Here is a 22,420-nt window from a genome sequence, read left to right as displayed (position 1 = left end):
GTGAGCCATTCGGAGAGGCCCGGGAGCCGGACCTCTCCGGGCGGTCGTCGCCCGCCGTGCCGTCGCCCGCTGTCGCGGGCCTATCGGTCGCGGCCGTGCCACCGGTCGATGGGCCGCCGGTGCCCGGCGGAGGCGGCGTGGATAGTACGGGCGTACGGCCGCCCCGCGAGAGCGGGACGGCCGCCGACGCTCAGCAGATGCGGCGCAGGGCCTCCGCGAGGCTGGACAGGCCGACCGGGCCCAGCTCCAGCGCGGCGGTGTGCCAGGCACGCAGGTCGAAGGCGTCACCCAGACGCAGCTTGGCCTCCTCGCGGGCCTGCACCCACGCCCGCTCGCCCAGCTTGTAGGAGATGGCCTGAGAGGGCCAGCCGAAGTAGCGCACCACCTCGGCCTCGACGCGGTGCGGCTCGCAGCGGCCCTGGTCGCGTAGCACCTCGCAGGCCTTCTCGAAGGTCCACTTCGAGCCGTCGGGCAGCGGTAGGTCGAGGTGGACGCCCAGGTCGATGACCACCCGGGCGGCACGCAGGGCCGACCAGTTGAGCATGCCCAGCCGGGTGCCCGGCTCGGTGAACCAGCCCAGCTCGTCGGCGAGCCGCTCGGCGTACAGGCCCCACCCCTCGCCGTGACCGTCCACCCAGGAGACCTTGGCGAACCTGGACAGGGTGTCCCCGGCCGTGCGCATCGCGCCGAACTGCAGGTGATGGCCGGGAACGCCCTCGTGGAAGATCGTGGTCAGCTCGGTCCAGGTGGCGAAGCGGGTCCGCCCGCCGACCGGCCACAGGGTGCGGCCCGGCCGCGACAGGTCCTCGCTGGGCGCGTTGTAGGAGGCGGCGCCGGACGTGGAGCTCACGTCGACCTCGGCCACGATGCGCCGCAGCGGCTCGGGGATGTCGAAGTGCGTGCCGTTCAGCTGCTCGACCGCCCGGTCGTGGCGCTCCTGCAGCCACGCCTGGTACTCCTCCAGGGAGTCGACCGCCTGGGTCTCGTTGAGGATCGCGGTCGCCTCCTCGATGGTCGCGCCCGGCTTGATCCGCTCGACCTCGGCGGCCGTCTCGGCTCCGATGCGCTCCAGCTCCGCCCAGCCCCACTCGTACGCCTCGCGCAGGTCGATGTCGGCGCCCAGGCTGATCCTGGCGACGACCGCGTAGCGCTCGGGGCCCACCGCGTCGGCCTCGCTCGCCCGGGGCGCGTACTCCTCGCGCAGGTAGCGCCCCGCGAAGGCGTAGGCGTCGTGGGCCGCCGCTGCGGCCTTGAGCAGTTCCTCCTTGACCGGGCCCTCGCCGTAGGTGGCGACGAAGGCGTCGTGCGCCGGGGGAGTCCCACCGGCACCGGCGAACTGGTCGGCCTGGTCCGCCATGGCCAGCGCCTGCCTGCGGGCGCCCCGCAGGCCCATCTCCAGACCGGCCTCCAGGCTCTCCCGCCACCCGGCGAGCATCTCCGGGATCGCCGCCAGGCGGGCGGCGACGTCGCGCCACTCGTCGTCGTTGCCGTGGGGGAGGAGGACGACGCTGGAGCGCACCCGGTAGGGCAGCCCGTACGGCGCCGCCACCCAGCGGAGCGGCTCGCCCGTGTCGTGCCAGGCGAGCTCGGCCTCCAGCCGCTCCCGCAGGTGGGTGGCAGCCCTGATGTCCGGCTCACCGGTCGGGACCAGCTCGTCGAGACGCTTCAGGGTCGAACGGATCAGCTCGGCTCGGGCGGCGCTCCCGGCCGGACTGTGGTCGGTGGCGGCCACGAAGTCGGACACGATGCCCTCGGCACCTGCCGCGATCGGGTCGAGTGCCGCCCAGCGGGTGACGTACTCATCGCAAAGCTCAAAGATCGGAGTGCTCATGTCCGGAACGTAAAACTGCCCGGCATCCGCTCCCTATCCCTTCGCTATCCACCCGCCCTGACGTCCGCAAACCCGGCGCCGCACGGCCGCGCCCGCCCCGGGTGACATGGGCTTACGCCGGGGCCGAAGGCCGCGTGGGCTTGTGCCGGGGGCGGGGGCGGTGTGGGTGTGCTTGCGGCGGGTGGCGTGGGCTTGTGCCTGGGCCGGAAGCCGTGTGGGTGTGGCTCGCCCCGGGTGGTGCGGGCTCATGCCGGGGCCGGAAGCCGCGCGGGCGTGCTCGCCCCGGGGGCCCGGGGCAGTGTGGGTGTGCTCGCCCCAGGCGGCGCGGGAGCCCGTTCACACCCGGCCCGGAGGTCAGGCCGGGGCGTCTCCCGCGGCCCTGCGTGACTCCTCGGCCGCCCAGCCGAACACGCCTTTCGCCATCAGCGACGCCTCCGACTCCGCCCTGGCGGCGAACACCTCGGCCCGCGTCCTGTGCAGCGCCGCGTCGTCCGGCGCGGCCCGTACGGCCATCTCGGCCAGGTGCCCCGCCAGCCGCTGATCTCCGGCGGCCAGCGCCCGGAGCGCGGCCTCGCCCAGCCGGTCCGCGCCCCCGGCCAGCTCCGCCACCGCCGCCGCCAGCTCGGCCTCGGGCGCGGGCTTGAGATTGGCCGGGTTGCCGTCGTACCAGCCGCCGTACAGCCGCCAGATGTTGCGCACCGCGAACTCCGGCTCGTCGTAGTGCGGGCGCAGGTAGGGCCGCTCCGCCAGACGCGCGGGAGGCTGTACGGCGCGCACGATGTCGTCCAGCCTGGCGCCCTCGTTGAGCATCCCCAGGGTGCGCTCGACCATGAACTCCAGCCACTCGGCCGTCTCGGTCAGCGCCTGCTCGACCCTGTCGGCGCCGATGACCGGGGCACCGTGGCCGGGCAGCATGATCTCCGGCCGCAGCTCGACCATCCTGCGCAGCGCGATCGCCCACTCGCGCGGGTAGCGTTGCGCCTTCTGCGGGTTGCCGCAGTTGGGGGTCACCCAGATGAACAGGTCGCCCGGCAGCAGGATGCGGTGCGAGGGCACCCAGCCGACGCTCGCGTCGTCGGTCTCGCCCTTCGCGTGGAAGAGGTCGACGTGGCCAAGCGACATCACGTCGCGGTAGGCCACGTCGGGGTGGCGGTACTCGGTGGGCCAGGTCAGGCCGGGAGCCTGGAACTGCCGCCGGTTGACGACGGCGTTGTACCCGTTGGTCAGCACGTAGCGCTCGAAGCGGACGGCGACCGCCTCGTGCCCCACCACCGTCGGCCGGGGCCGCCTCGCCGTGTCCGCCTCGGCGTCGAACGGGCCGACGCCCGAGACGTGGTCGATGTGCCCGTGGGAGTAGACCGCGGCGGTCACCGGCTCGTCCGTCCAGGCCCGCAGCTCGGTGTGGAGCCGGTCCGCGTCGAAGGGGTTGCCCGTGTCGAACAGGGTCACCTCCCCGCCGTGCCGCAGCGCGATCACGTTGCCGAAGCCGCCGCGGAAACCCACGCCGTCGGCGATCTCCACGAAGCCCTGCCCGGCGAGGCCCGCGTGCACGATGCTGTCGGGGACCTCGCCCCGCCACACGGTGTCGGCGTACTCGGTGATGTCCATGGAGGTCAGCCCTTCCTCGACGTCTTCCGTCGCGCTCCGGCCGGTGCCCGCCTATCATGTTTCCAGCCGCCCGGGATCAACGCGGTTCCCGGCGAACAGCACCATTCCAGCCGAGCGACACCGGATATGTCACCGCTCGCGGGTGATCCAATCCGAGGTGAACGCATCTCGCTGGCGGTTCCGGAAACGACCGCGCGGCTTCTCCGCCACGTCGTACCGCGCCATCTCCCGCCTCACACCGTCTCCTTCGGCAGCGCGGCGAGGATCAGGTCCACCACCGCGTGCGGCTGGTCGGCGTTCACCAGCTGGGTGGTGATCCCCACCGAGGGCAGCGAGACCACGAAACAACCGGACCGCTCCTCCACGGTCACGCTCGCCACCTCCCACCCGTCGCGGCTGTGCGCGATCAGCTCGAACCGATCTTCCCGAGGAAACGGAAGCGGCCGATGCCCACGAAGCCGAAGCCCCACGTAGTGAATGATCGACGTACGAACACCCCGCGCGTGGACCAGCCCGGCGAGATGACGCAAAGACGCGGGAGTTTCCCGCTCAGCGAGCTTCGCCGTCGCGTCGCCCTGGGACCCCTCCGCGCAGGGCTCTATCGCTGCCTGTCCAGTCGCCATGCCTGCGACGATAGGAACCGGGAGTCTCCGCCCTCAAGGATTTTGCAGCAGATTGCGTCAGTCGTCTCGCAGGTCTTCCAGCGTGGCGGTGATGATCGCTCGTGCCTTCGGGCCGTAGACCGCCAGGTTCGTCAGCCCCTGGAACGCTCTGGCGTACAGGGCGATCTCCCGTGGCTGGGTTATCGCAAGTTCCGCTGAGACCGCCTCGACATGGACCATTCGCTCGTCGAAGATGATGAACTGATTCGACGGAACCTCATATGAGGACCTTGAGGGGATGATTCCCAGACTTACCCTCGCCAGGGAGGAGACCGCGAGCAGACGGTCCAGTTGCCCAATCATGACGGCGGGCCCGCCGACATTCGTCAGCAGGGCCTGCTGGGAGAGAAGAATGTGGAACCGATGGTCCCCTCTGTAGAGAATCTGCTGGCGTTCCATCCTGGCCGATACCCCGGCGTCTAGGTCGTTCGGAATATCGTAGAATCCGATCACCTTCTCCATGACCGCGGCGGCGTATTCGGCGGTGTGTAGAATTCCTGGGACCAGGACGGGCTCGTACCAGCGGAACAGCTTGGTTCCGGCCTCGATGCGGATGGATTCTTCCTGGCGCTTTCTGGTGCCGGTCTGGAGGTTCCGGCGCCACTCGATGTACATCGTTTCGATGTTGCGAATGGTGGCGATCAGATCTGGAACCTGATCTGGCGCGGTGCAGTGCCGACACCAGTGTCTTATGTCCTCCTCTGACGGGGACTGCTTTCCGTACTCGATCCTGGAGACCTTGGAGCTGTGCCAACCGGCAAGCGACGCAAGTTGCTTGCCGGTCAGCCCAGCGTCCTTGCGGAGATCCCTGAGCCTGTTACCCAGTGCTTCTTTGGCTTGATGAACCGTACTTGACAAGGAACACGCTCACCCTGCTGTGTAGTCGCCATGCGGGATCGCACGTTCCCAGGCTATTTTCTGGGCTGTCCGGCACAGCTCGACCAGGGTGGGATAATGGGCTTCTACGCCACCTATGAATTGACCGTTCGTTTCGAACACCGTGAATACAAGACGACTTTCGTCGAATAGCCAGAAATCATCTGCGGGCAGCTTGATGTCGTCGGTCATGTGACGAGGCAGCCAGCGAATATCCTCGCCCGCACCGATGTTCAAAGGTGCGACCGTCAAGCCCCATCGCGTGTAGTCGGTGTGAGGGGTGGAGACGACACGAACTCTCTCGATTCTTTTGTCGTCGCCGGTGACCTCGCGCACGAGGTTCAGCCAGGGCTGATGCCATGCGAAGTCGTCGGATCTTCCTTCGAGGAACAGGTTGAACGGACCTCGTTCCTCGGGGGTGTCGTAAGAATCTCTTAGCTCCAGATGGAATGCGGTCCTCCTGAAGGTGTGGAAGAGATTCTCGAACTCGTCACCCCTCAGCAGTTCCATTCGGGTTGTCCTTCGGTAGGTGCCTCATGAGCTTCTTCGGGACCGCCATGATGATCTCGTGGTCGGGTATGTCGAACTGCGCCAGGATCTCAGGGTCGGTGATCTTCCACCCTTGAAGGAGGTACACCTCCTTCCCGTACATGATCTCATCCGTGTCGTACAGGGTCGGAGATCCTCCGCCTTGGGTCTCCGTGCCGAGGAACCGTACTCGCATGACCTGGCCTCCGAAAAATCTGATTGCAGGCGATTGTGCGATGTCACTGCGATGACCTGCTTGACCACGGTGAGGATGCCCCGGACGGTGGAGGAGGCGTATCCGCCCGCGGTGAGCTTGTCCCGCAGGGCTTCGATGTGGGTGGCCTCGATGCTGTCCAGGCGCATGCCGCCGAGGGCTGGCTTGATGTGCTTGTCGAGGTAGGTCCGGTATCAGTACCTGGGGGCCGGGGGAGTGGCCAACTGGCAGACCGGCTTCGGACTGCTGTACGTCGGCAAGTGCGACGTGTCGCCGGTCGCCATCGACGTATGGCCGGACGGGTCGTTCGTCGTCGAGGCTCAACGCTACGGCTCCCTCAAGCGCACCCCCAGCGGCAAGTTCAAAGCCGCCGCGTGATGACTCATGGCCAGATACATGAGACTGGTAACAGCCGGATGACCCCCTCCGATCGAACAGACCTGCTCGCCGAGGTAGCCGCGTCGGTCGGGAGGAGGTTCGCCCGCCAGTACCCCGCCCTGGAAGCCGACGAGATCGCCGCCGAGGTCACGGCTCAGGCCCTGAGCGAGTGGCGGCACATCTCGACCAAGCTGGGACAGGCTGGTGAGTACAAGCGGACCGAGTACGAGGTGCTGCACTTCCTGCTCAGCGAGCGGGCCAGCGTCTACTGCGGTCGCCAGCACTACGCCTACATGATGAACACCGCCACGGTGCTCTACACGCCCCGCGAGGTCCGTGCGCTACTCAAGAAGTACTACTTCAACCCCGACTCCTGGACGACCCCCGGCCGCGACGCCAACCACGGTGCCGCCGTGGAGGCCCGGAGCATCTGGGCCAACCTGCACGACATCAACGTGGCACTGGGGCGGGTCGGCGACAAGGCCCATGACGCCATCCTCGCCGCCTACGGCCCCGAGGACTTGAACCTTCCCGAGCCCGACAAACGGCGTCTCAGCGAGGCCGTCGCTCAGCTCACCCACGAGCTGAACCGGCGCCCGAACAAGCCAACCGACTTTCACGAGGGACCCGGCGCACGAGTCCCCCTGTCCAACGCCGACGCCATCTACATCACGCGAAAGCAGGGTGGCTGAACTTCACTTTCGGCCCGACCCGCGTCGAAGGCAGCATTGACGAAGAGCGCTTCAGTGCGCGTGCCTGATCCGTTGAAGTGACTTAACAGGGTTTGGTCACTGTACGCCGGAAACCGCTTGATGACTCAGAGTTCGCACGTCAAAAGTACCCGCGACCGGCCGTGGTCACCAATACGAGCAACCCCCAGGCCAGGGCCAGCAAAATAACAAGCCAAATGATCACTTGGCGTAGCCTGCGGAAAAACCTCCGCTGTTTTGGGGCAGGTGGGGGTTGTGGGGGGCTATACACCCATCTGGGATCTACGCGCCGCATCTCACGGGTGTCCTGTTTGCGCTTGGTCTGCTGGCGCGCGTAGTGGATCTGCACGACAGCCAGAATCAAGCCGACTAAGCCAATGAATAAGCCAATTCCGTCCACCGAATCAGAGTAACGGGAGAGCCCTCTGATTCGGGGGCCTAAAAACCATTCGTCGATAGCGCCCTGATCAACTCCACATACAAGAGATCGGCAACTCTATGAGCACCTTCGACACAGACCCCTGGGCCACCTCGACACCACCCCCCGAGCCGCCCGTCGACGAGGCCCAAGCCGCCGTCCAGCCGACTACCACCACACCGAGCAGGGAGAGCATCATCACCACGAACAACAGCTCCGAGGCCAAGGGCGTCACAACCACCATCAAGTACGGTGCGGGCTACGACGCCCCGTGGACTGTCTTCCACTCCGCCAGCGTGGAGGAGGCCCTCAACATCCTCAACACCGAGGCCAGGGCACTACTGGAGCTGACCGCCAAGGCCGCCAAGTTCGCCAAGGGCCTCGACTCCGGCGCTGTTGCCCGTCCCGCCGCCGCGAGCGGTGGTGGCCAGGCTCGCCAGCAGACGTCTACCCTGCCCGGCCAGCAGGGCAAGAGCTGGGCGCACGACGAGATGGTCTACAGGACTGGCAACGGCGCCAAGAGCCCCTGGGCTGGGCACTTCTGCTCGCTCGAAAAGGGCGACGCCGACCAGTGCAAGCCGATCTTTGTCAAGCAGCGCTAATGCCCGACCCGCGAGACGTGCTCCTGGTGTTTCTGACGATCTGGGTCGCCATGTTCATCCTCCTCTTGCATTTCAGCATGCCCCAATACAGGAGTTTGGCAGTGCGGACCCACGAGATGCGGCTCGCGGGCCGCACGATCACCGGCCATGTCGTAGAGACCGAAGCCGACCTCGCCCCGTTCGCGGAGTGGGCGTCACGCAACACCGAGTTCGGCTACGACTCTGAGACCATGAGCTTGGCCGTCTACAAGCCGGGCTTCCGGATTCGCACCGCCCAGTTCAGCGCGGGGGACCAAACCCGGTTTCTCCCCGTCGAGCGGCACCCCCGAATCCAGTGGTACGCCGCAACCACGTTGCACCACGCGAAGAAGCTCTACATCCACAACGCGAGCTTCGACCTCCAGGTGGCGGACCGCCATCTGGGGGTTCCCCTCGCCGAGATGTGGCCCAAGGCCATTGACGCACCGGCATCATCTCCCGCCTGGTCGACTCCCGCGCCCGCAAGGAAGGCGGCTCCAGACACAGCTTGGAGGAACTGACCGAGGTCTACATCGACGCGAAGGCCGCCAAGGACATCAAGGGCAGCGTTGCCCAGCAGTGCAAAGACCTGAAGGTCACGAAAGCCGAGTACTTCGAGTCGGTCTCGCTCGACGACGAGATCTACCAGATGTACTCGCTGATGGACCCGATCTTGGCCTGGGTCCTGGCCAAGACGCTCACCCCGAAGGTGCCCGGCAGCGCCCGCCACCTCATCGGCTACGAGCACGAGATCGGCAGGATCTGTTCCGACATCTCCAAACAGGGCTTCCTACTCGACCGCACCTACAGCTCCGAACTGGCCACCCGCCTCCGCCAAGAGGAGGAGTACTGGCTGATGGAGATCGAGCGCGAGATCGACAAGCTCGGCTTCATCGACACGGAGACCTTCAACCCCGGTTCGACGGAGCAGGTCTTCGAAGCCCTCGTCTATATGGGCCACGACGAGTTCCTCCAGACTCCCACCGGCAAGCCGAAGGCCGATGACGACCTCCTGGAGCACCTGGCCGAAGGCGGCATGTACTTCGCCAAGGCGATCAAGGAGTACAAGAAGGCCGGCAAATGGGCGGGCACCTGGCCCGAATCCTTCCTGAACAACGCGGATGGATGAGAACGGCCGCTGCCATGCAAACATCAACACGCTCCAGGCCAGTACCGGCCGGATGAGCATTACCGGCATCCCGGCTCAGACCCTCCCGGCCGGGGACTGGCATGTTCGCCGCTGCTTCCTCTATAAGTGCCAGAGCGCTCCACAGGATGAGCGAATTCACGTCTGGGGTCAGATAGCCGTTGACGCGTGACTGCTGCACCCTTCCTCTCCCTGACCAGTGATCCTAGTGAGGGCAACCTCGGTCACCGAAGCCACACGGGTGATGTCACCGTTACGTCGTTCGCACGTGCCGTCACCCGTGCCCGGCGGGACTTCACCGCCGCCCGTTACGCCGATCTCGCCGGTGATCTCGCCGAGCTGATCCCCGTTGCCCGCGACGCGTCCGATCCGGCTGACCTCGCCACCGCCGCACAGGTCTATCACCTGACGACCCGCACCTTGATCAAGCTGAGCGCCTCACCGTACGCATGGGTTGCCGCCCATCAGGGCGAGCGGGCCGCGCACGCCAGCGGTGACCTCCGGGCCATCGGTGAGGCTCGTCGAGACCTGGCCAGCCTCTTCCACCGGGCGATGGACTACGGCAAGGCTCGTGACATCACGGTGAGCACGGCGGAACTGCTTCGCCCGCAACTACCTTCCGCCTCTGCCTCTGCTTGGGGGTCGTACGGGGCGCTGATGTCCACCGGCGCCATCGCCGCAGCTCGGTTGGAAGACCGTGACAACGCCCTGGGCATGCTGGAGGAAGCCGAAGAGGCCGCACGACACGCGCCCAAGCTCGTGCTCAGCGTCGGGCATGTGGCGACGTACAGATCGGTGTGTCTATCGTTCTCGGGGGCGCCGGAACAGCCATAGAGCACGCCAGGGACATCGTTCCCGAAGAGATCCCGCCCCTGGAACGTCGCGCCAGCTACTACACCGGCATCGCCGAGGCGTACACGCTCTGGGGAAAGACCGATCGCGCCGTGCGTGCGCTCCTGGTCGCCGAGAAGATCGCCCCTTCCGAAGTGCGGCGGACCGGCCCTCGGCAGGTGATCACCGATCTACTCCACCGCGACCGCCACGGCAAGCTCTCCGGTCTGCATGCTCTCGCGCGTCGCTCTGGTGTGACTCTGTGATCATTTTCTGAGTGACGAACTGAACGACGCTTGAATAGCCGAATAGACCTAACAAGTCCGTGCGGTTCATTCTTCATTCTCCATGATCTTCATGAGATGTCCGCTCCTTAGCGATCTGACGAGCAGTGGCGATGCGTTGCCGAGCCAGTTCCGCCCAGAAGGGTTCGCCGTGTCGGTGGCCGCTTCCGGCGTAGCGCCACTTCGACAGGGTGAGCGTGGTCTCTTCGGCAGGGTCGGGCAGGCCGAGGATCATCCGAGCTTGCGCGGCCCGGTAGTCGGCACGGGTCCGGCGTAGCGTGCCGAGGGTGGTGGAGTAGTAGCGGCTCTTGGTGGAGAAGTGGCCCCGGTACCCCAGCATGTGCGACCAGTGCCGCAGCGGGAGCAGCCGGTATCGCGGCAGGCGGTTGAGAGTGAAGCAAGTCAAGATCATGCGTCGGGCGTGTTCGGTCACGTCCAGTCGGGGGATGTCCCGAGCGTCACGGATGCGTCGGTCCACCGTTCCCGCCGACTCGGCGCCTTTGGTCGCGTACTTGGCCACGTACGACGCCACCCGCTGGTCACTCACGCCGTCCAGATCGGTGGAGAGGTAGACCGGTCGCACGTCGAGCTGATTACCCCAGCGCAGCAGGACCGGGGGAGGAGCGTCCGGCGATTCCTTCGAGGCAGGCATTACGACCTGTGCGGCGGCTTGCCGGATCGCGGTGTCCAGCAGTGGGACGGTTGCCCAGTCCGGCGGAGGGGAGGCGGGACCGTCCGGGCCGTCGAGGCGGATCACCGCGTGGAAGTGGACCAGGCCGCGCGCTTGGTACTCGGCGACCTTGGCATAGGACAGGCGTAGCACCTCACGCAGGTGAGCACGAGGCACGCCGAGCTGTCGAGCCAGGACAGCCGGGAGTGCCTGGGTGAAGCGGCGCCACAGCTCTCCCGCGTGAGCGTTCCACAGGACCGCGCCCTGGTAGTCATAACAGTCCACGCAGAGCGGTTGCCCCACTTGCGGGTCATCGCGCTTGTGGCGCTTGCCGCAACCCTCATACCGGCCGTGGGGACAGGTCGGGGAGTCGCGCCGGGGACGGCAGGGCAGGGTCTTGCCGTCCTTGCCGGTGCGGTGAGCGTGGACCGCGCCGAAGGAGGGAGCGGTGAAGGTGGCGAACACGCGAGGGTGGCCGCCCACGTCTTCGGGGACGCCCTTGCCGCCGCGCAGGCCGGAGATGATGAGGTGATAGGTGTCGTCCTTGTAGACCGCCGAGCAGGCAGGACACCGGGACGCGCGACGGTTGCCGCAGGCCGTCAGCAGGAAGCCGGTAGGTTCGTCGGCCGTCCGATAGACGTCGAGGATCTCACCGGTCGCGCCGTCGAAGGTCAGGCGTTCACCGTGCAGGCGGACCGGTTGGGCACAGCCGCCCGTGGCGTAGACCATGCGTTGCCAGCGGGCGAAGTCGGGCATGGCCGCGCGTTGCAGTGCGGCCAGGATGTCAGGGGCGAAGGAGGGAGCCGGGTTCACGCGGCCCCCCTCTCGGCTTCGAGGGACGGAGGTTCGGCGCGAGTCGGCCCGTCGGCCAGCTCGATGCCGTGGATGGCGGCGATGCGCCGCCATTTCTCGGGTGACCACCGAGGCGACTCGGCGATCTTGCGCTTGGACCACTCCCGTACAAGCGCGGCGTGCGGTACCAATTCGGGAGGTACCAAAGGACTCCTTTCTCTCTGCGGAGTTCCCACGCCATTTCGGGAAAATACAGGTGCCATCGGCAGGCATGCGGAAATGACATGACTGTGGAGGAGCGGCACTCGTCAGCGAGATTGATGGAGTGTTGAGGTCGCGCGACGGTGAACCAGTGAGCGCTGCCTGTAGTGCTGGCCCACCGCTGGCCGGGTCCCTCCAGCGGAACGGCTCTCGTCATCTTGGTGCCCGGTGGCGTACTGCGCTCGAATGTGTCGCGTCTGGTCTCTTGCTGCTTCCCGAAAGACGGGGGAAATTATCTATGGTCATTTTGCCACGGTGGACGGGAAATTATGCGTGCGGAAATTTCCGCCGGGACGTCTTCCGAGCCGTCCTCTGTCGTCCGGTGGTGTCCGGCTGCGTACGGCTGCATCTGATCGTCAGAGGCAACAAGTAAGGGAGCTGTCACCTGTTGGTCAGGTGCTCAGCCCCCTTGGAGATCGAGGACGTCCCAGGACGTCTTAGAGTGCGACTCATTTGGCGAGTCGGCGGTAGCAAATGAGAGCTGCGGCGATGGCGACGAAGGATGCGAAATGATCAGCTTGACGCTCATAACGCCGGTGTAGGCGGCGGTAGCCGACCGGCCAGGAGACGGCTCGCTCCACGACCCAGCGGTGCCGGCCGAGCCGCTGGCTGGACTCGATACCGCGGCGGGCGATGCGCGGATTGATGTCCCGGCCGCGCAGAAAGGCCCGCAGGTGGGGGATAGTCATATCCCTTGTCGCTGTGAAGCTTGGCGGGTTTGCGGCGTCGCGGTCCGTGGCGCGAGCGGATCGGCGGCCTGCTTCGGACCAGCGGCTGCGAGGCCAGGCTGTCATGAGTGTTGGCGGCACTGATCGCGACAGAGATCGGCAGACCGGTCCGCTCGGTGATGAGATGAATTTTCGACCCGCTCTTGCCGCGATCGACAGGATTCGGGCCTGTCAGCTCCCCCCTTTGACCGCGCGCAGGCTGACCGAGTCGATCGCGCAGCGCGACCAGTTCAGCTCGCCCCGGGCGTCGAGCTTGTCCAGGATGATGCGGTACAGCTTGGCCCACACCCGGGCGGCGCTCCATTTGGCGAATCGGCGATTGACGGTCTGCCAGGAGGCGCCGAAGACCGGCGGCAGCTGCCGCCAGGCGCACCCGGTGGTGGCCACGTACACGATCGCGGCCAAGATCATCTGATCGTCCACGCGCCGTCGGCCGCCGCCTTGCGGCCGGGTGGGCGCCATCGGGACGACCCGCTGAAACAGCTCCCACAACTCATCAGGGACCAGTCGCTGAAGGAACGCATCCACGGACGATTTAACGACTGATCTCCAGATGAGTAACGCTCCTACTCCATCCACACCGGTTCGAGGAGGTCGGGGTTGAAGGTGGCCCGCCCCTTGCCCGCCGGGTGCACGATCACCGCGTGGAGCATCTCCCGGACATGCGCCCGCTTCCGTGACAGCGGTAGCCCACCCTCCGCTTCCGGGAGGTACCAGCGCCGCCGGATCTCCTTGATGTCGGTGACCATGCTCGCCCGCTGGCGTTCCGCCCGTCCCGTGATCTTGTTCTTCTCCGCCCGCAACCGGGCGATGTCGCCTTCCAAGTCAGCGGCGTTGCGGAAGTAGAGGTTGTTGGAGATCTTCCGTGCCCGCCACTGCCGGGTCAGTTCTTCCAGTTGCTCCTCCACGTCGGTGAGTTCCTCTTCCCTGGTCCACAGGGGAGCGTCGTCCACGTCCGTGTACTGGGCGAGTTCCATCTGACCGAGCACGAGTTCCGAAATCGCGAAGTCGACCAGGTCCCCGCGCCGCGCGACGCCGCCGCAGCCGCCCACGTCCTGGCCGGGACAGAAGTAGATGTGCCGCTTGCCGTCCTTCGTCTTCTTGGTTCTCAGCGGCACGTTGCACACGCCCCCGCCCGCGACGGGACGGCCGCAGCGCAGCACGCCGGTCAGCAGGTAGCGGTGCTCTCGGTAGTCCAGGGGGAGGGGAGCACCTACGGCGCCGCCCCGCTTGACGGTGTGTCCTTTGCGGCTGTCGATGATGTCTCGTACGGCCAGCCATTCCTCAGGGGTGAGGATCGGTTGCCACTCCCCGGTGATCGGGGCGCCGCTCGCGTCGCGGACCAGTTCGCCGCGCAGCTCCCGGTAGCCGCACATGCGCGGCTTGGCCAGTGCCGAGTTGAGTGTGCGCATCTGCCAGTCGTTGCCCCGAGGGGTCTTGATCCCCGCGCCGCTTCCAGTCCATGACGATGGCGTAGAGCGACGTGCCCCCGGCGAAGTCGCGGGCAGCCTGGCGCAGCAAGGCCGCTTCCTGCTCTTCCACCGTGATCCGGTCATCCTTCCAGCCGAACGGACGAGGACCGCCCACGGCCTTGCCCTGGAGTGCCCGCGCCTGGTGAGAGTCGCGCATGCGGCGTTGCATCTTGCGGACCTCCATTTTGGAGATGACCGCGCCGAACAGGCCCATGCTCTCCACGTCTTCGCTGTAGAGGTCTTTGGACTGCTTGGCGTCCGCGAAGACTCGCCCGTCCCGGTAGGTGATCGCCTCCACGAACCGTTCGTAGTCGCCGGGACGACGGGCCAGCCGATCCTCTGCGATGATGACGACGCCCCGGACCTCCCTGCCGTCCGGCAGCTTTCCGCCCTTGAGAACCTTGAGCATCGCTTCGAAGTCGTCGCGGTAGACGTCGGCCTTGGCGGCTGACTTGTCGTTGTCGGTGAACTCGTGCACCACGACCCAGCCGTGCCGCTCGGCCGTCTGGCTGTTGACCCGGTGCTGGTACTGCACTCCGTGTTCGTCGCCGCGAAGGTCGGCCGAGATGCGAGCGTAGGACACGACGGGGACCAGGTCCGTTCCCTCTGGCAGTGTGGTCGTCTTCGGCACGAGCACCTACGGTTTAATAGGGCCTCTGTGCATGTTCTACCACTTCTCGGTACTGGAGCACTTCAGCGCGACGTTCCTCATCAGGGACGTCAGCCGAACCCTGCTGGCCGAGCTGATCAGGCACCGGCACCTTTCGTTCTCCGTGCAGAGCCAGCGCTACGTAGATGAGACCGGCCGACAGCCGATCATCCCGCCCGCCCTGCGCGGCACCGACTACGAGACCTACCTCACGAACTTCTCGGGGATCGCCGAGGACTGGTACGTCGCCGTCCGCAACGACCTGGCCCAGAAGGGAGTGCCGCGCCAGAAGGCCAGAGAGGCCGCCCGCGCCTTCCTCCTCGACAGCCATCCCGTGGACATGGTCGTCATGGGACGAGTCGAGGGGGAGAGGTCATACTTCCCCTCCCCGTTCACTCATCTATCGGGCGGACTCTCAGGCCCGGTCCGTGTGCCGGCAGGGGCGTCGAGGGTCAGCACAATGTCAGCACCGGTACTGACAACAACCCGGAACAACCGACATCACCCAGAGAAGCCGAAAGGCCGCCAAGGTCCCTGGGGTGGGACTTTGACGGCCGTTCTAGCTACCCGTGTACGGGCGGTGGTGGACGATACAGGGATTGAACCTGTGACCCCTTCCGTGTCAGGGAAGTGCTCTCCCGCTGAGCTAATCGTCCGCATGGGGAAGGACCAGAGGTGGAGACGGGATTTGAACCCGTGTAGACGGCTTTGCAGGCCGTTGCCTCGCCTCTCGGCCACTCCACCGGAGTGAGAGCCCGAAGACCCTTCGAGCGGAAGACGGGATTCGAACCCGCGACCCTCACCTTGGCAAGGTGATGCTCTACCACTGAGCCACTTCCGCGTGTTTCCTCCGGGTTTCGTACCCGGTGGCGACGAGAGAACTCTAGCGGGTTTTCCCGGCGGTTGCGTAACCGCGCGTTCAGCCCCCGGTCCCGTGCCCGTCGCGCGAATCCGCCCCCGGGCCCCCGTACGGCGGGTCCGGCCAGGTGGTCGTTCAGCCGTCCTGCCCGGCCGGGCGGCGCGGCTGGCGGGTGACGACGCGTTCCACGGCGGGCAGGGTGAGGAAGATCTCCAGGATGCGGGTGAGGCGGTGCACCTCGATGCGGTGGAAGGCGGGGCCGTCCGCGCGGGCCAGCAGGAAGGTCAGGGCCAGCGGGGGCAGCGGGGCGGCGATCACGTGCAGGCCGGAGTCGAGGGTGAAGGCCGTCGGGCGGACGGGGGTCTCGTCGGGGAAGGGCACCTGCTCGGGAGCGCGCCAGCTGGAGTGGACGACCGCGCGGGGGCTCTTCTCGGTCGCCGCCGCCGCCCAGTCGGCGCTGAACAGCACCGGCATGGAGTCGAGCAGGGTGGCCAGGGCGCGGTCGCCCGCGGTGGTGATGTACTTGAGGATCTCCAGCTCCGGGTAGGTCCCCGGCGCCTCGCGCGTGCCCCAGATGCCCTCGATCTCCACCCCCGGGACGCTCTCCAGCCCCTCGATCAGGCTCTCCCTGGGGGCGGAGTCGGGCCAGTAGACGGTGATGTCGTCCAGCGCCCGGCCCTCGCCGCGTTCGAGGACGACCACCTGGGTGATGTCCGCGCCCGCGACGCCGAGGACACGGGTCACCTTCCCCAGGGAGCCCGGCTGGTCGGGCAGTGCGATCCGCAGTCGCAGCAGCATCCGGGGCCTCCCATGTCACGTTGATCCACGTCAGGGACACCATATCCAGCGATGATTCGTCCCGCTCGTCGCGGTGCGGTAGAAAAGCCAGGTGGAGTCGTTGAAGCTGGGATCACTGGAGGTATGGCCGCCGGTCGTCCTCGCCCCGATGGCGGGGATCACCAACGCGCCCTTCCGTACCCTCTGCCGGGAGCAGGGCGGCGGGCTGTTCGTCTGCGAGATGATCACGACGCGGGCGCTGGTGGAGCGCAACCCCAAGACCTTCAAGATGATCCGGTTCGAGCCCGAGGAGAGCCCCCGCAGCATCCAGCTGTACGGGATCGACCCGGTGACCGTCGGCAGGGCCGTCCGCATGATCGCGGAAGAGGACCTGGCCGACCACGTCGACCTCAACTTCGGCTGCCCGGTGCCCAAGGTGACCCGCAAGGGCGGCGGCTCCGCGCTCCCGTACAAGCGCAACCTGTTCCGGGCGATCCTGCGCGAGGCCGTGGGCAACGCCGGGGCGCTGCCGGTGACCGTGAAGATGCGCAAGGGCATCGACGACGACCACCTGACCTACCTGGACGCCGGGCGGATCGCCGTCGAGGAGGGCGTCTCCGCGGTCGCGCTGCACGCCCGTACCGCGATCCAGCACTACGGCGGCACCGCCGACTGGGAGGCGATCGCGCGGCTCAAGGAGAGCGTGACGGAGATCCCGGTGCTCGGCAACGGCGACATCTGGAGCGCCGCCGACGCGCGCCGCATGATGGACGAGACCGGGTGCGACGGCGTCGTCGTGGGCCGGGGCTGCCTGGGGCGCCCGTGGCTGTTCGCCGACCTGGCGGCCATGTGCGAGGGGGGCGACGAGCGGCGTCGGCCCCTGCTGGGCGAGGTCGCCGCGACCATGGACCGGCACGCGACCCTGATGGCCGAGTGCTTCGAGAGCGAGCGGCACGCCGTGGTCGACTTCCGCAAGCACGTCGGCTGGTACCTCAAGGGCTTCACCGCCGGTGCCGAGCTCCGCCGCCGCCTGGCCACCTCGGAGAGCCTGTCCGGGCTGCGGGAGGGGCTCGCCGAGCTCGACGCCGCCCAGCCGTGGCCCGACGGCGTGGACACCCCCCGGGGCAAGACCAACCCGCGCGACCGCGTCCACCTGCCCGCCGGGTGGCTGGACGACCCCTACGACCTCGCGGTTCCCAGCGCGGACGCGGAGAACGACACCTCGGGCGGCTGACGGCGCCGGGGTTGACGGCGCCAGGGCGGTCCGGGGACAGCGCCGGGGCGGGCCGTCGTTCCGGGCTTCCGGCGTCCGCTTCCGGTCGCTTCGGTTTCGGCTCCGCTCTCCGGGCTCTCCGGACATTTCACGCTCTTCATGCCTCTTCATGCCTCCTCGCGCGTTCCAACCGGCCCGGTGCGGCCCGCACGGCAGGTGTACGGCAGGTGTGACGCGAATGTGACCGTGCCCTGACGGACGGGCGTCAGTGATCTATGTAATCTGCGGTCAAAGGTCGCGGCTCACACGTGGAGACGGCGGTTTGACAGGCACCACATCGGCGGGATCGGCGGGCGACACGACGACGGGCACCGCGTCGGCGGACGAGCTGATCGCGGAGTTCGACGCGGAGCGGCCCGCCCGGCGGCTCTCCGGCTGGGTGGCGCGGGCCGTCACGCTGGTCGCCCTCGGGCTGTCGCTCTACGTCCTGTACCGGGCCTTCCGGCCAGGCGCCGTGCTCCCGTACCGGATGATCTTCCTCGCGGTCGTGCTGCCGCTCGTCTTCCTCTGCTACAAGCCGGGGCGGCGGGGCACCGACCGGCCGGGCGTCGCGGACTGGGCGGCGGCCCTGCTGGCGCTCGCGGCCTGCCTCTACCCGCTGGTGGTCTTCGACGACTTCATCCGGCGCGCCTTCGAGCCGACGACCCTCGACGTGGTGGCCGGGACGGTCATCGTGCTGCTGGTCCTGGAGGCCTGCCGCCGCACCGTCGGATGGATCCTGCCCGCGGTCTGCGTCGCGTTCGTCCTCTACGCCTACTACGGCGGCTATTTGCCCTTTGACTGGGTCATCGGGCACCGCGGCTACGACATCGACCGGATCGTCGTCTCGTTCGTGATGGGCACCGACGGCGTGTACGGGGTGCCGCTCGACGTGGCGGCCACCTACATCATCCTGTTCACCGTCTACGGCGCGGTCCTCGACCACTCAGGGGCGGGGAAGTTCTTCGTGGACGTCTCCCTGGCCGCGTTCCGCCGCTCGCGCTCCGCGCCGGGCCGTACGGTCACCCTCGCCGGGTTCCTGCTCGGCACGGTCAGCGGCTCGGGCGTCGCGACGACGGTGAGCGTGGGCAGCGTCGCCTGGCCGATCCTGCGTCGGGCGGGATACCCGCCCGAGCAGGGCGGGGGAGTGCTCGCGGCGGCGGGCATCGGGGCGATCCTGTCGCCTCCCACGCTCGGCGCGGCGGCGTTCATCATCGCCGAGTACATGCGGGTGAGCTACCTCACGGTGCTGCTGTACGCCACCATCCCCACGGTCCTGTACTACCTGGGCATCTTCCTGGCCATCGAGATCGACGCCCGCAAGTACGGGACGCGGGCCGTCGAGGTGGACGCGCCGAGGTTCTGGCCGCTGGTCAGGCGGTTCGGCTACCACTTCAGCTCGCTCTTCGTGATCGTCGTCCTGATGGCGCTGGGCCAGTCGCCGTTCCGCGCCGTGGTGTACGCCACCCTGCTGGCCGTCGCGCTCTCCTTCCTCGACAGGGAGCACGCCCTCACCCCGCGCAGGGCGGCGCGGGCCCTGGCGGCGGGGACGACCGGGGTGCTGCCGGTCGCCGCGACCTGCGCCGCCGCCGGGCTGATCGTCGCCGTCGTCACGCTCACCGGGCTCGGCCTCAAGGCCAGCTCGCTGATCGTCGGGGCCTCGGGCGGGATCCTGGCCGTCACCGCGCTGCTGTGCGCGGTCGCGGTGCTCGTGCTCGGCCTCGCCGTGCCGGTGACCGCGTCGTTCGTCATCGCGGCGGTCATCATCGGGCCCGCGCTGACGGATCTCGGCGTCAGCCAGGCCGAGGCGTACATGTTCATCTTCTACTACGCCGTGCTGTCGGAGGTCAGCCCGCCCACGGCGCTGTCGGCCTTCGCGGCGTCGGCCATCACCGGGGGCAACGCCTACCGGACCATGATGGCGACCTGGAAGTACACGCTGCCCGCGTTCCTGGTGCCGTTCGCGTTCGTGCTGACCCCCGGCGGGGCCGGGCTGCTCGCCCAGGGCACGGTCGGGGAGATCCTGGCGGCCACCGGGGTCTCGGCGCTCGCGGTCGCCGCGCTGGCCGCCGCCACCGGCGGGCGGCTGCTCGGACCTGCCGGGCCCGTCGAGCGGGTGCTGTGCGCGGTGGCGGCGGTGCTGCTGCTGTTCCTGGCGCCGCTGCCCGCCCTCGCCGGGGCGGGCCTCCTGATCGTGGCCGTCTCCCTCCATCTGGTGGTGCGCAAACGAGAGGCAGTGCATTGACCGTCAAACGTGTGGCCGTCCTGCTGGCGGCGGGGGTCCTGTTGCTCACCGGGTGCGGCGGTGACCGGTCGGCCGAACGGGCCGAACAGGCCGGGCAGAGCGCGGGCCAGAGCGGCGCCGAGGGCAGGCGGCTGTCGATCGCCACCGGCAACACCACCGGCGTCTACTACGTCCTCGGCGGGGGCCTGGCCGACCAGATCGGCAAGAACCTCCCCGGCTACCAGGCCACGGCCGAGGCGACCGGCGCCTCGGTGGAGAACATCCAGCGGGTCGTCAGGGGCGACTCCGACATCGCCTTCACCCTCGCCGACTCCGCCGCCGACGCCGTCGCGGGCAAGGGCGCCTTCACCGCGCCCCAGCCGATCCGCGCCGTCGCCCGCCTGTACGACAACTACACCCAGGTGGTCGCCACCACCGGCTCCGGCGTGAAGTCCGTCGCCGATCTGAAGGGCAAGCGGGTCTCCACCGGCTCGCCCAACTCCGGCACCGAGGTGATCGCGCTGCGCCTGCTGAAGGCCGCCGGTCTCGACCCGGACAAGGACGTCACCCGCCAGTCGCTGGGCCTGCCGGAGAGCGTGCAGGCCGTCAAGGACGGCGACCTCGACGCCCTGGTCTGGTCGGGCGGGCTGCCCACGCCGGGCCTCACCGACCTGCTGACCTCGCTCAAGGGCGAGGTCGCCTTCGTCCCGCTGGACGGGGTGCTGCCCGCGATGCGGGCCGAGCACGGTGAGGTGTACGCCGCGGGCACGATCGCCAAGGACGTCTACGAGACCCCGGCCGACGTGTCCACGATCTCGGTGCCCAACCTGCTCGTGGTGAACGAGAAGATGGACCCCGTCCTGGCGGGAAGCCTGACGAAGCTGCTCTTCGACCACAAGGCGGACCTGGAGAAGGTCCACCCCGCGGCGAAGGACATCACCCGCGACAACGCCCAGCGGACCGAGCCGGTGCCCCTGCACGACGGCGCGAGGAAGTACTACGGCTGACACCGGCGGCGCGCTCCGGCGGGTGGCCCGCCTGTACGAGACCTGCACGACGGCGCGAGGAAGCACTACGGCTGACCGGTGATCCACGTCCCGTGCCCGCCGGAGCGGCGGGCACGGGGGTGTTCGGCTCCCGGCCGGTCAGCCTCTGGCGCGCCGGCCGTGGGAGGCCGCCTCGTAGCGGTCGATCGCCTGGCCCAGCCGAGCCAGCTTCTCGGTGTAGGCGACCGGGTAGACGCCGGGTTCGGTGGCGGGCCGGTTGGCGTCGACGTACTGGGTGCCGAGGTTGGTGAACGCGACGACGATGTAGTGGCGCCCGTCCTTGCCCGGCAGGGATTTTACGATGCCCGCGTCGGCCCCGGAGTTGCCGACCCACCCGGTCTTGTGCGCGAAGGTGACCTGCGCCCGCTCGTCGCAGGGGCGTACGTCCCGGCCGAAGTCGTTGCCCGCGACCGTCACCGAGCCGTCGGGGGCCACCCACCGCGCCGCCACCCGCTGCGGGATGCCCGGAGCCGGGTACGGGGCGCCGCACCGGTTCGTGGTGGAGAGCATGTCGTTGAAGCCCTGCTCGCCGAGCAGCCTCGTGAACACCTGGCGGGAGGCGGGGCTCAGCACCTCGCCGGTGACCGGCCTGCCGCCGGGGGCGGTCCATGCCGTGCCGCGTACGCCGTTGACCAGCGCGAGCAGTTTGGCCGTGTCCAGTGAGCTCATCGTCACCGGGTTGGACCAGCGTCCGCCGTTGGCCGGGTTGGTGTTCTTCAGCTGCATGGTCTCCAGGCCGAGGTCCTGGAAGGTCTGGTTGAGCTCGTCCACCGCGCCTCGGTCGTGCAGCAGCTTCACCAGCGCGCAGGACGCGGCGTTGCTGGAGGAGGTGATCGAGGCGTCCAGATAGGCGCCGACGGTGTCGCTGGTCGGGCCGCCGCACAGCGAGCTGAGCGCGGTGGGCCGGTAGTCGTAGGTGTCCTCAAGCCTGATCTCGCCCTTGTCCACCAGCCGCAGCACCCCGAACCCGACCATCAGCTTCAGGACGGAGGCCGGGTAGGGGAGCATGAAGTCGATGGGCGCGTTCTCCCGGCCCGGGACCACGTCGATGGTTCCCCGGCCCTGGTTGGCGTACCATCCGGCGTCGTCCCACTGCCGCCATCGCACCTGGGTCGTGTGGAAGTTCCGGTCCACCGGCACGACGATCCCGCGTGGGTACTGCGGGCTCATCAGCACCGTGCCCGACGACACCGGGCGGCCTCGCCGGTCCAGCTCCAGCACCGTCACGTCGAGCTGTGGCTGCTGGACGATCGGCGCGGGGTCGGCGGCGTTCGCGAACAGCCGGGCGTAGTCGCCGGCCGTCCTCGCGTCCTTCTCGACCACGTCGGCGAGTGTTCGTGCCTGCGGGGATCCCGGCGGGGCCAGGTCGAGGACCTGCTCGAAGCGCAGCCCGGCCATGGCGTCCCGCAGGAAACCGGCCACCTCGCCGGTGTCGCCGGCCTGGGCGGGCGGCACCGAGGTGCCCAGCAGCATCGAGGCGGTGACCAGCGCGACCGCGGCGCGTCGTCTCGTTCCGGTTCGGAAAGTTGACATGGGCCATGATCATAACGGGTGGATAACCCGTGTTCCGGGTATTTTCGATC

Annotated in this window: 22 protein-coding genes, 3 tRNA genes and 2 pseudogenes; 11 read left to right on the top strand and 16 right to left on the bottom strand. The window is 68.1% G+C overall.

Translation table 11 applies throughout. From position 1 onward, the window contains the following. Positions 1-190: 190 nt before the first annotated feature. The 6 genes from ACW9TB_RS13575 to ACW9TB_RS13550 all read right to left on the bottom strand — a co-directional run bounded on the left by ACW9TB_RS13575 (position 191) and on the right by ACW9TB_RS13550 (position 5,701). Positions 191-1,831 carry a DUF885 domain-containing protein gene (locus ACW9TB_RS13575; protein ID WP_472748346.1) on the bottom strand — a complete coding sequence of 547 codons (1,641 nt, stop codon included), beginning with the start codon at positions 1,829-1,831 and terminating at the stop codon, positions 191-193. Between the two features lie 354 nt (positions 1,832-2,185). Then, entirely contained in the window at positions 2,186-3,439 is a 1,254-nt protein-coding gene (locus ACW9TB_RS13570; RefSeq protein ID WP_472748345.1) for an alkyl sulfatase dimerization domain-containing protein, read from the bottom strand. A 233-nt stretch (positions 3,440-3,672) separates the two neighbouring features. Continuing rightward, entirely contained in the window at positions 3,673-4,062 is a 390-nt protein-coding gene (locus tag ACW9TB_RS13565) for a hypothetical protein (RefSeq protein ID WP_472748344.1), read from the bottom strand. A 57-nt stretch (positions 4,063-4,119) separates the two neighbouring features. Further along, on the bottom strand, positions 4,120-4,959 hold the full coding sequence (locus ACW9TB_RS13560; protein ID WP_472748343.1) for a helix-turn-helix domain-containing protein: 840 nt from the start codon (positions 4,957-4,959) through the stop codon (positions 4,120-4,122). A 9-nt stretch (positions 4,960-4,968) separates the two neighbouring features. After that, positions 4,969-5,487: a DUF6879 family protein gene (locus ACW9TB_RS13555; protein WP_472748342.1), complete on the bottom strand. Its 519-nt coding sequence runs from the start codon at positions 5,485-5,487 to the stop codon at positions 4,969-4,971. Continuing rightward, the gene (locus ACW9TB_RS13550; RefSeq protein ID WP_472748341.1) at positions 5,468-5,701 is read right to left on the bottom strand and encodes a hypothetical protein; all 234 of its coding nucleotides are present in this window, start codon (positions 5,699-5,701) and stop codon (positions 5,468-5,470) included. The genes ACW9TB_RS13555 and ACW9TB_RS13550 overlap by 20 nt, the downstream gene beginning before the upstream one ends. Positions 5,702-5,935: 234 nt before the next feature. On the opposite strand from ACW9TB_RS13550, the gene ACW9TB_RS13545 reads away from it, so the two are divergent. The 7 genes from ACW9TB_RS13545 to ACW9TB_RS13515 all read left to right on the top strand — a co-directional run bounded on the left by ACW9TB_RS13545 (position 5,936) and on the right by ACW9TB_RS13515 (position 10,089). Beyond that, positions 5,936-6,097: a hypothetical protein gene (locus tag ACW9TB_RS13545; protein ID WP_472748340.1), complete on the top strand. Its 162-nt coding sequence runs from the start codon at positions 5,936-5,938 to the stop codon at positions 6,095-6,097. A 38-nt stretch (positions 6,098-6,135) separates the two neighbouring features. Then, on the top strand, positions 6,136-6,789 hold the full coding sequence (locus ACW9TB_RS13540) for a hypothetical protein (protein WP_472748339.1): 654 nt from the start codon (positions 6,136-6,138) through the stop codon (positions 6,787-6,789). Positions 6,790-7,305: 516 nt separating this feature from the next. Then, a complete protein-coding gene (locus tag ACW9TB_RS13535) occupies positions 7,306-7,827 on the top strand; it encodes a hypothetical protein (protein WP_472748338.1) in 522 nt (173 codons plus the stop codon). Next, on the top strand, positions 7,827-8,366 hold the full coding sequence (locus ACW9TB_RS13530; RefSeq protein ID WP_472748337.1) for a 3'-5' exonuclease family protein: 540 nt from the start codon (positions 7,827-7,829) through the stop codon (positions 8,364-8,366). Before ACW9TB_RS13535 ends, ACW9TB_RS13530 begins: the two co-directional genes overlap by 1 nt. Further along, positions 8,354-8,974 carry a hypothetical protein gene (locus ACW9TB_RS13525; protein ID WP_472748336.1) on the top strand — a complete coding sequence of 207 codons (621 nt, stop codon included), beginning with the start codon at positions 8,354-8,356 and terminating at the stop codon, positions 8,972-8,974. Before ACW9TB_RS13530 ends, ACW9TB_RS13525 begins: the two co-directional genes overlap by 13 nt. Positions 8,975-9,160: 186 nt before the next feature. After that, positions 9,161-9,826 (top strand): hypothetical protein, encoded by a 666-nt coding sequence (locus ACW9TB_RS13520; RefSeq protein ID WP_472748335.1) that lies wholly within the window; start codon positions 9,161-9,163, stop codon positions 9,824-9,826. After that, positions 9,790-10,089, top strand: coding sequence for a hypothetical protein (locus ACW9TB_RS13515; RefSeq protein ID WP_472748334.1), 300 nt, complete (start codon positions 9,790-9,792; stop codon positions 10,087-10,089). The genes ACW9TB_RS13520 and ACW9TB_RS13515 overlap by 37 nt, the downstream gene beginning before the upstream one ends. Positions 10,090-10,162: 73 nt before the next feature. Here ACW9TB_RS13515 and ACW9TB_RS13510 read toward each other — a convergent pair whose 3' ends face one another. The 5 genes and pseudogenes from ACW9TB_RS13510 to ACW9TB_RS13490 form a co-directional block, all read right to left on the bottom strand. Continuing rightward, a complete protein-coding gene (locus tag ACW9TB_RS13510) occupies positions 10,163-11,590 on the bottom strand; it encodes a replication initiator (RefSeq protein WP_472748333.1) in 1,428 nt (475 codons plus the stop codon). After that, positions 11,587-11,775, bottom strand: coding sequence for a hypothetical protein (locus ACW9TB_RS13505; RefSeq protein WP_436757765.1), 189 nt, complete (start codon positions 11,773-11,775; stop codon positions 11,587-11,589). The genes ACW9TB_RS13510 and ACW9TB_RS13505 overlap by 4 nt, the downstream gene beginning before the upstream one ends. 504 nt (positions 11,776-12,279) lie before the next feature. After that, a pseudogene (locus ACW9TB_RS13500) lies at positions 12,280-13,086 on the bottom strand (IS5 family transposase). Positions 13,087-13,124: 38 nt separating this feature from the next. Further along, on the bottom strand, positions 13,125-13,949 hold the full coding sequence (locus ACW9TB_RS13495) for a recombinase zinc ribbon domain-containing protein (RefSeq protein ID WP_472748507.1): 825 nt from the start codon (positions 13,947-13,949) through the stop codon (positions 13,125-13,127). Beyond that, complete coding sequence (locus ACW9TB_RS13490; RefSeq protein WP_472748332.1) at positions 13,843-14,667, bottom strand: recombinase family protein; 825 nt, start codon at positions 14,665-14,667, stop codon at positions 13,843-13,845. Before ACW9TB_RS13490 ends, ACW9TB_RS13495 begins: the two co-directional genes overlap by 107 nt. Before the next feature lie 25 nt (positions 14,668-14,692). Here ACW9TB_RS13490 and ACW9TB_RS13485 point away from each other — a divergent pair. Next, positions 14,693-14,971 (top strand): annotated as a pseudogene (locus ACW9TB_RS13485) (FAD-dependent thymidylate synthase); the annotation flags it as partial. 289 nt (positions 14,972-15,260) lie between these two features. Here ACW9TB_RS13485 and ACW9TB_RS13480 read toward each other — a convergent pair. The 4 genes from ACW9TB_RS13480 to ACW9TB_RS13465 all read right to left on the bottom strand — a co-directional run bounded on the left by ACW9TB_RS13480 (position 15,261) and on the right by ACW9TB_RS13465 (position 16,336). Next, a tRNA-Val gene (locus ACW9TB_RS13480) sits at positions 15,261-15,335 on the bottom strand. A gap of 17 nt (positions 15,336-15,352) precedes the next feature. Continuing rightward, a tRNA-Cys gene (locus tag ACW9TB_RS13475) sits at positions 15,353-15,423 on the bottom strand. Positions 15,424-15,448: 25 nt separating this feature from the next. Next, positions 15,449-15,520: transfer RNA gene (locus ACW9TB_RS13470), tRNA-Gly, on the bottom strand. A gap of 153 nt (positions 15,521-15,673) precedes the next feature. After that, positions 15,674-16,336 (bottom strand): ACT domain-containing protein, encoded by a 663-nt coding sequence (locus ACW9TB_RS13465; RefSeq protein ID WP_472748331.1) that lies wholly within the window; start codon positions 16,334-16,336, stop codon positions 15,674-15,676. 91 nt (positions 16,337-16,427) lie between these two features. On the opposite strand from ACW9TB_RS13465, the gene dusB reads away from it, so the two are divergent. The 3 genes from dusB to ACW9TB_RS13450 all read left to right on the top strand — a co-directional run bounded on the left by dusB (position 16,428) and on the right by ACW9TB_RS13450 (position 20,798). Beyond that, a complete protein-coding gene (gene dusB, locus ACW9TB_RS13460; protein WP_472748330.1) occupies positions 16,428-17,549 on the top strand; it encodes a tRNA dihydrouridine synthase DusB in 1,122 nt (373 codons plus the stop codon). Positions 17,550-17,850: 301 nt separating this feature from the next. Beyond that, entirely contained in the window at positions 17,851-19,812 is a 1,962-nt protein-coding gene (locus ACW9TB_RS13455; RefSeq protein ID WP_472748329.1) for a TRAP transporter permease, read from the top strand. Beyond that, positions 19,809-20,798 (top strand): TAXI family TRAP transporter solute-binding subunit, encoded by a 990-nt coding sequence (locus tag ACW9TB_RS13450; protein WP_472748328.1) that lies wholly within the window; start codon positions 19,809-19,811, stop codon positions 20,796-20,798. The genes ACW9TB_RS13455 and ACW9TB_RS13450 overlap by 4 nt, the downstream gene beginning before the upstream one ends. Positions 20,799-20,936: 138 nt before the next feature. Here the strand turns inward: ACW9TB_RS13450 and ACW9TB_RS13445 are convergent, their stop codons facing one another. Beyond that, complete coding sequence (locus ACW9TB_RS13445) at positions 20,937-22,370, bottom strand: serine hydrolase (protein WP_472748327.1); 1,434 nt, start codon at positions 22,368-22,370, stop codon at positions 20,937-20,939. Between the last annotated feature and the right edge of the window lie 50 nt (positions 22,371-22,420).

The organism is Streptosporangium sp. H13245, assembly GCF_055690525.1.
Note: the sequence above shows the minus strand (reverse complement) of the source record. Positions and strands in the feature narration are given on the sequence as shown.

What these genes read in the sequence shown, in the direction of transcription:
- ACW9TB_RS13535 (WP_472748338.1), top strand. Translation starts at nt 7,306, where the DNA reads ATGAGCACCTTCGACACAGACCCCTGGGCCACCTCGACACCACCCCCC.
- ACW9TB_RS13555 (WP_472748342.1), bottom strand. Translation starts at nt 5,487, where the DNA reads ATGGAACTGCTGAGGGGTGACGAGTTCGAGAATCTCTTCCACACCTTC.
- ACW9TB_RS13445 (WP_472748327.1), bottom strand. Translation starts at nt 22,370, where the DNA reads ATGTCAACTTTCCGAACCGGAACGAGACGACGCGCCGCGGTCGCGCTG.
- ACW9TB_RS13575 (WP_472748346.1), bottom strand. Translation starts at nt 1,831, where the DNA reads ATGAGCACTCCGATCTTTGAGCTTTGCGATGAGTACGTCACCCGCTGG.
- ACW9TB_RS13465 (WP_472748331.1), bottom strand. Translation starts at nt 16,336, where the DNA reads ATGCTGCTGCGACTGCGGATCGCACTGCCCGACCAGCCGGGCTCCCTG.
- ACW9TB_RS13550 (WP_472748341.1), bottom strand. Translation starts at nt 5,701, where the DNA reads ATGCGAGTACGGTTCCTCGGCACGGAGACCCAAGGCGGAGGATCTCCG.
- ACW9TB_RS13540 (WP_472748339.1), top strand. Translation starts at nt 6,136, where the DNA reads ATGACCCCCTCCGATCGAACAGACCTGCTCGCCGAGGTAGCCGCGTCG.
- ACW9TB_RS13565 (WP_472748344.1), bottom strand. Translation starts at nt 4,062, where the DNA reads ATGGCGACTGGACAGGCAGCGATAGAGCCCTGCGCGGAGGGGTCCCAG.
- ACW9TB_RS13570 (WP_472748345.1), bottom strand. Translation starts at nt 3,439, where the DNA reads ATGGACATCACCGAGTACGCCGACACCGTGTGGCGGGGCGAGGTCCCC.
- ACW9TB_RS13530 (WP_472748337.1), top strand. Translation starts at nt 7,827, where the DNA reads ATGCCCGACCCGCGAGACGTGCTCCTGGTGTTTCTGACGATCTGGGTC.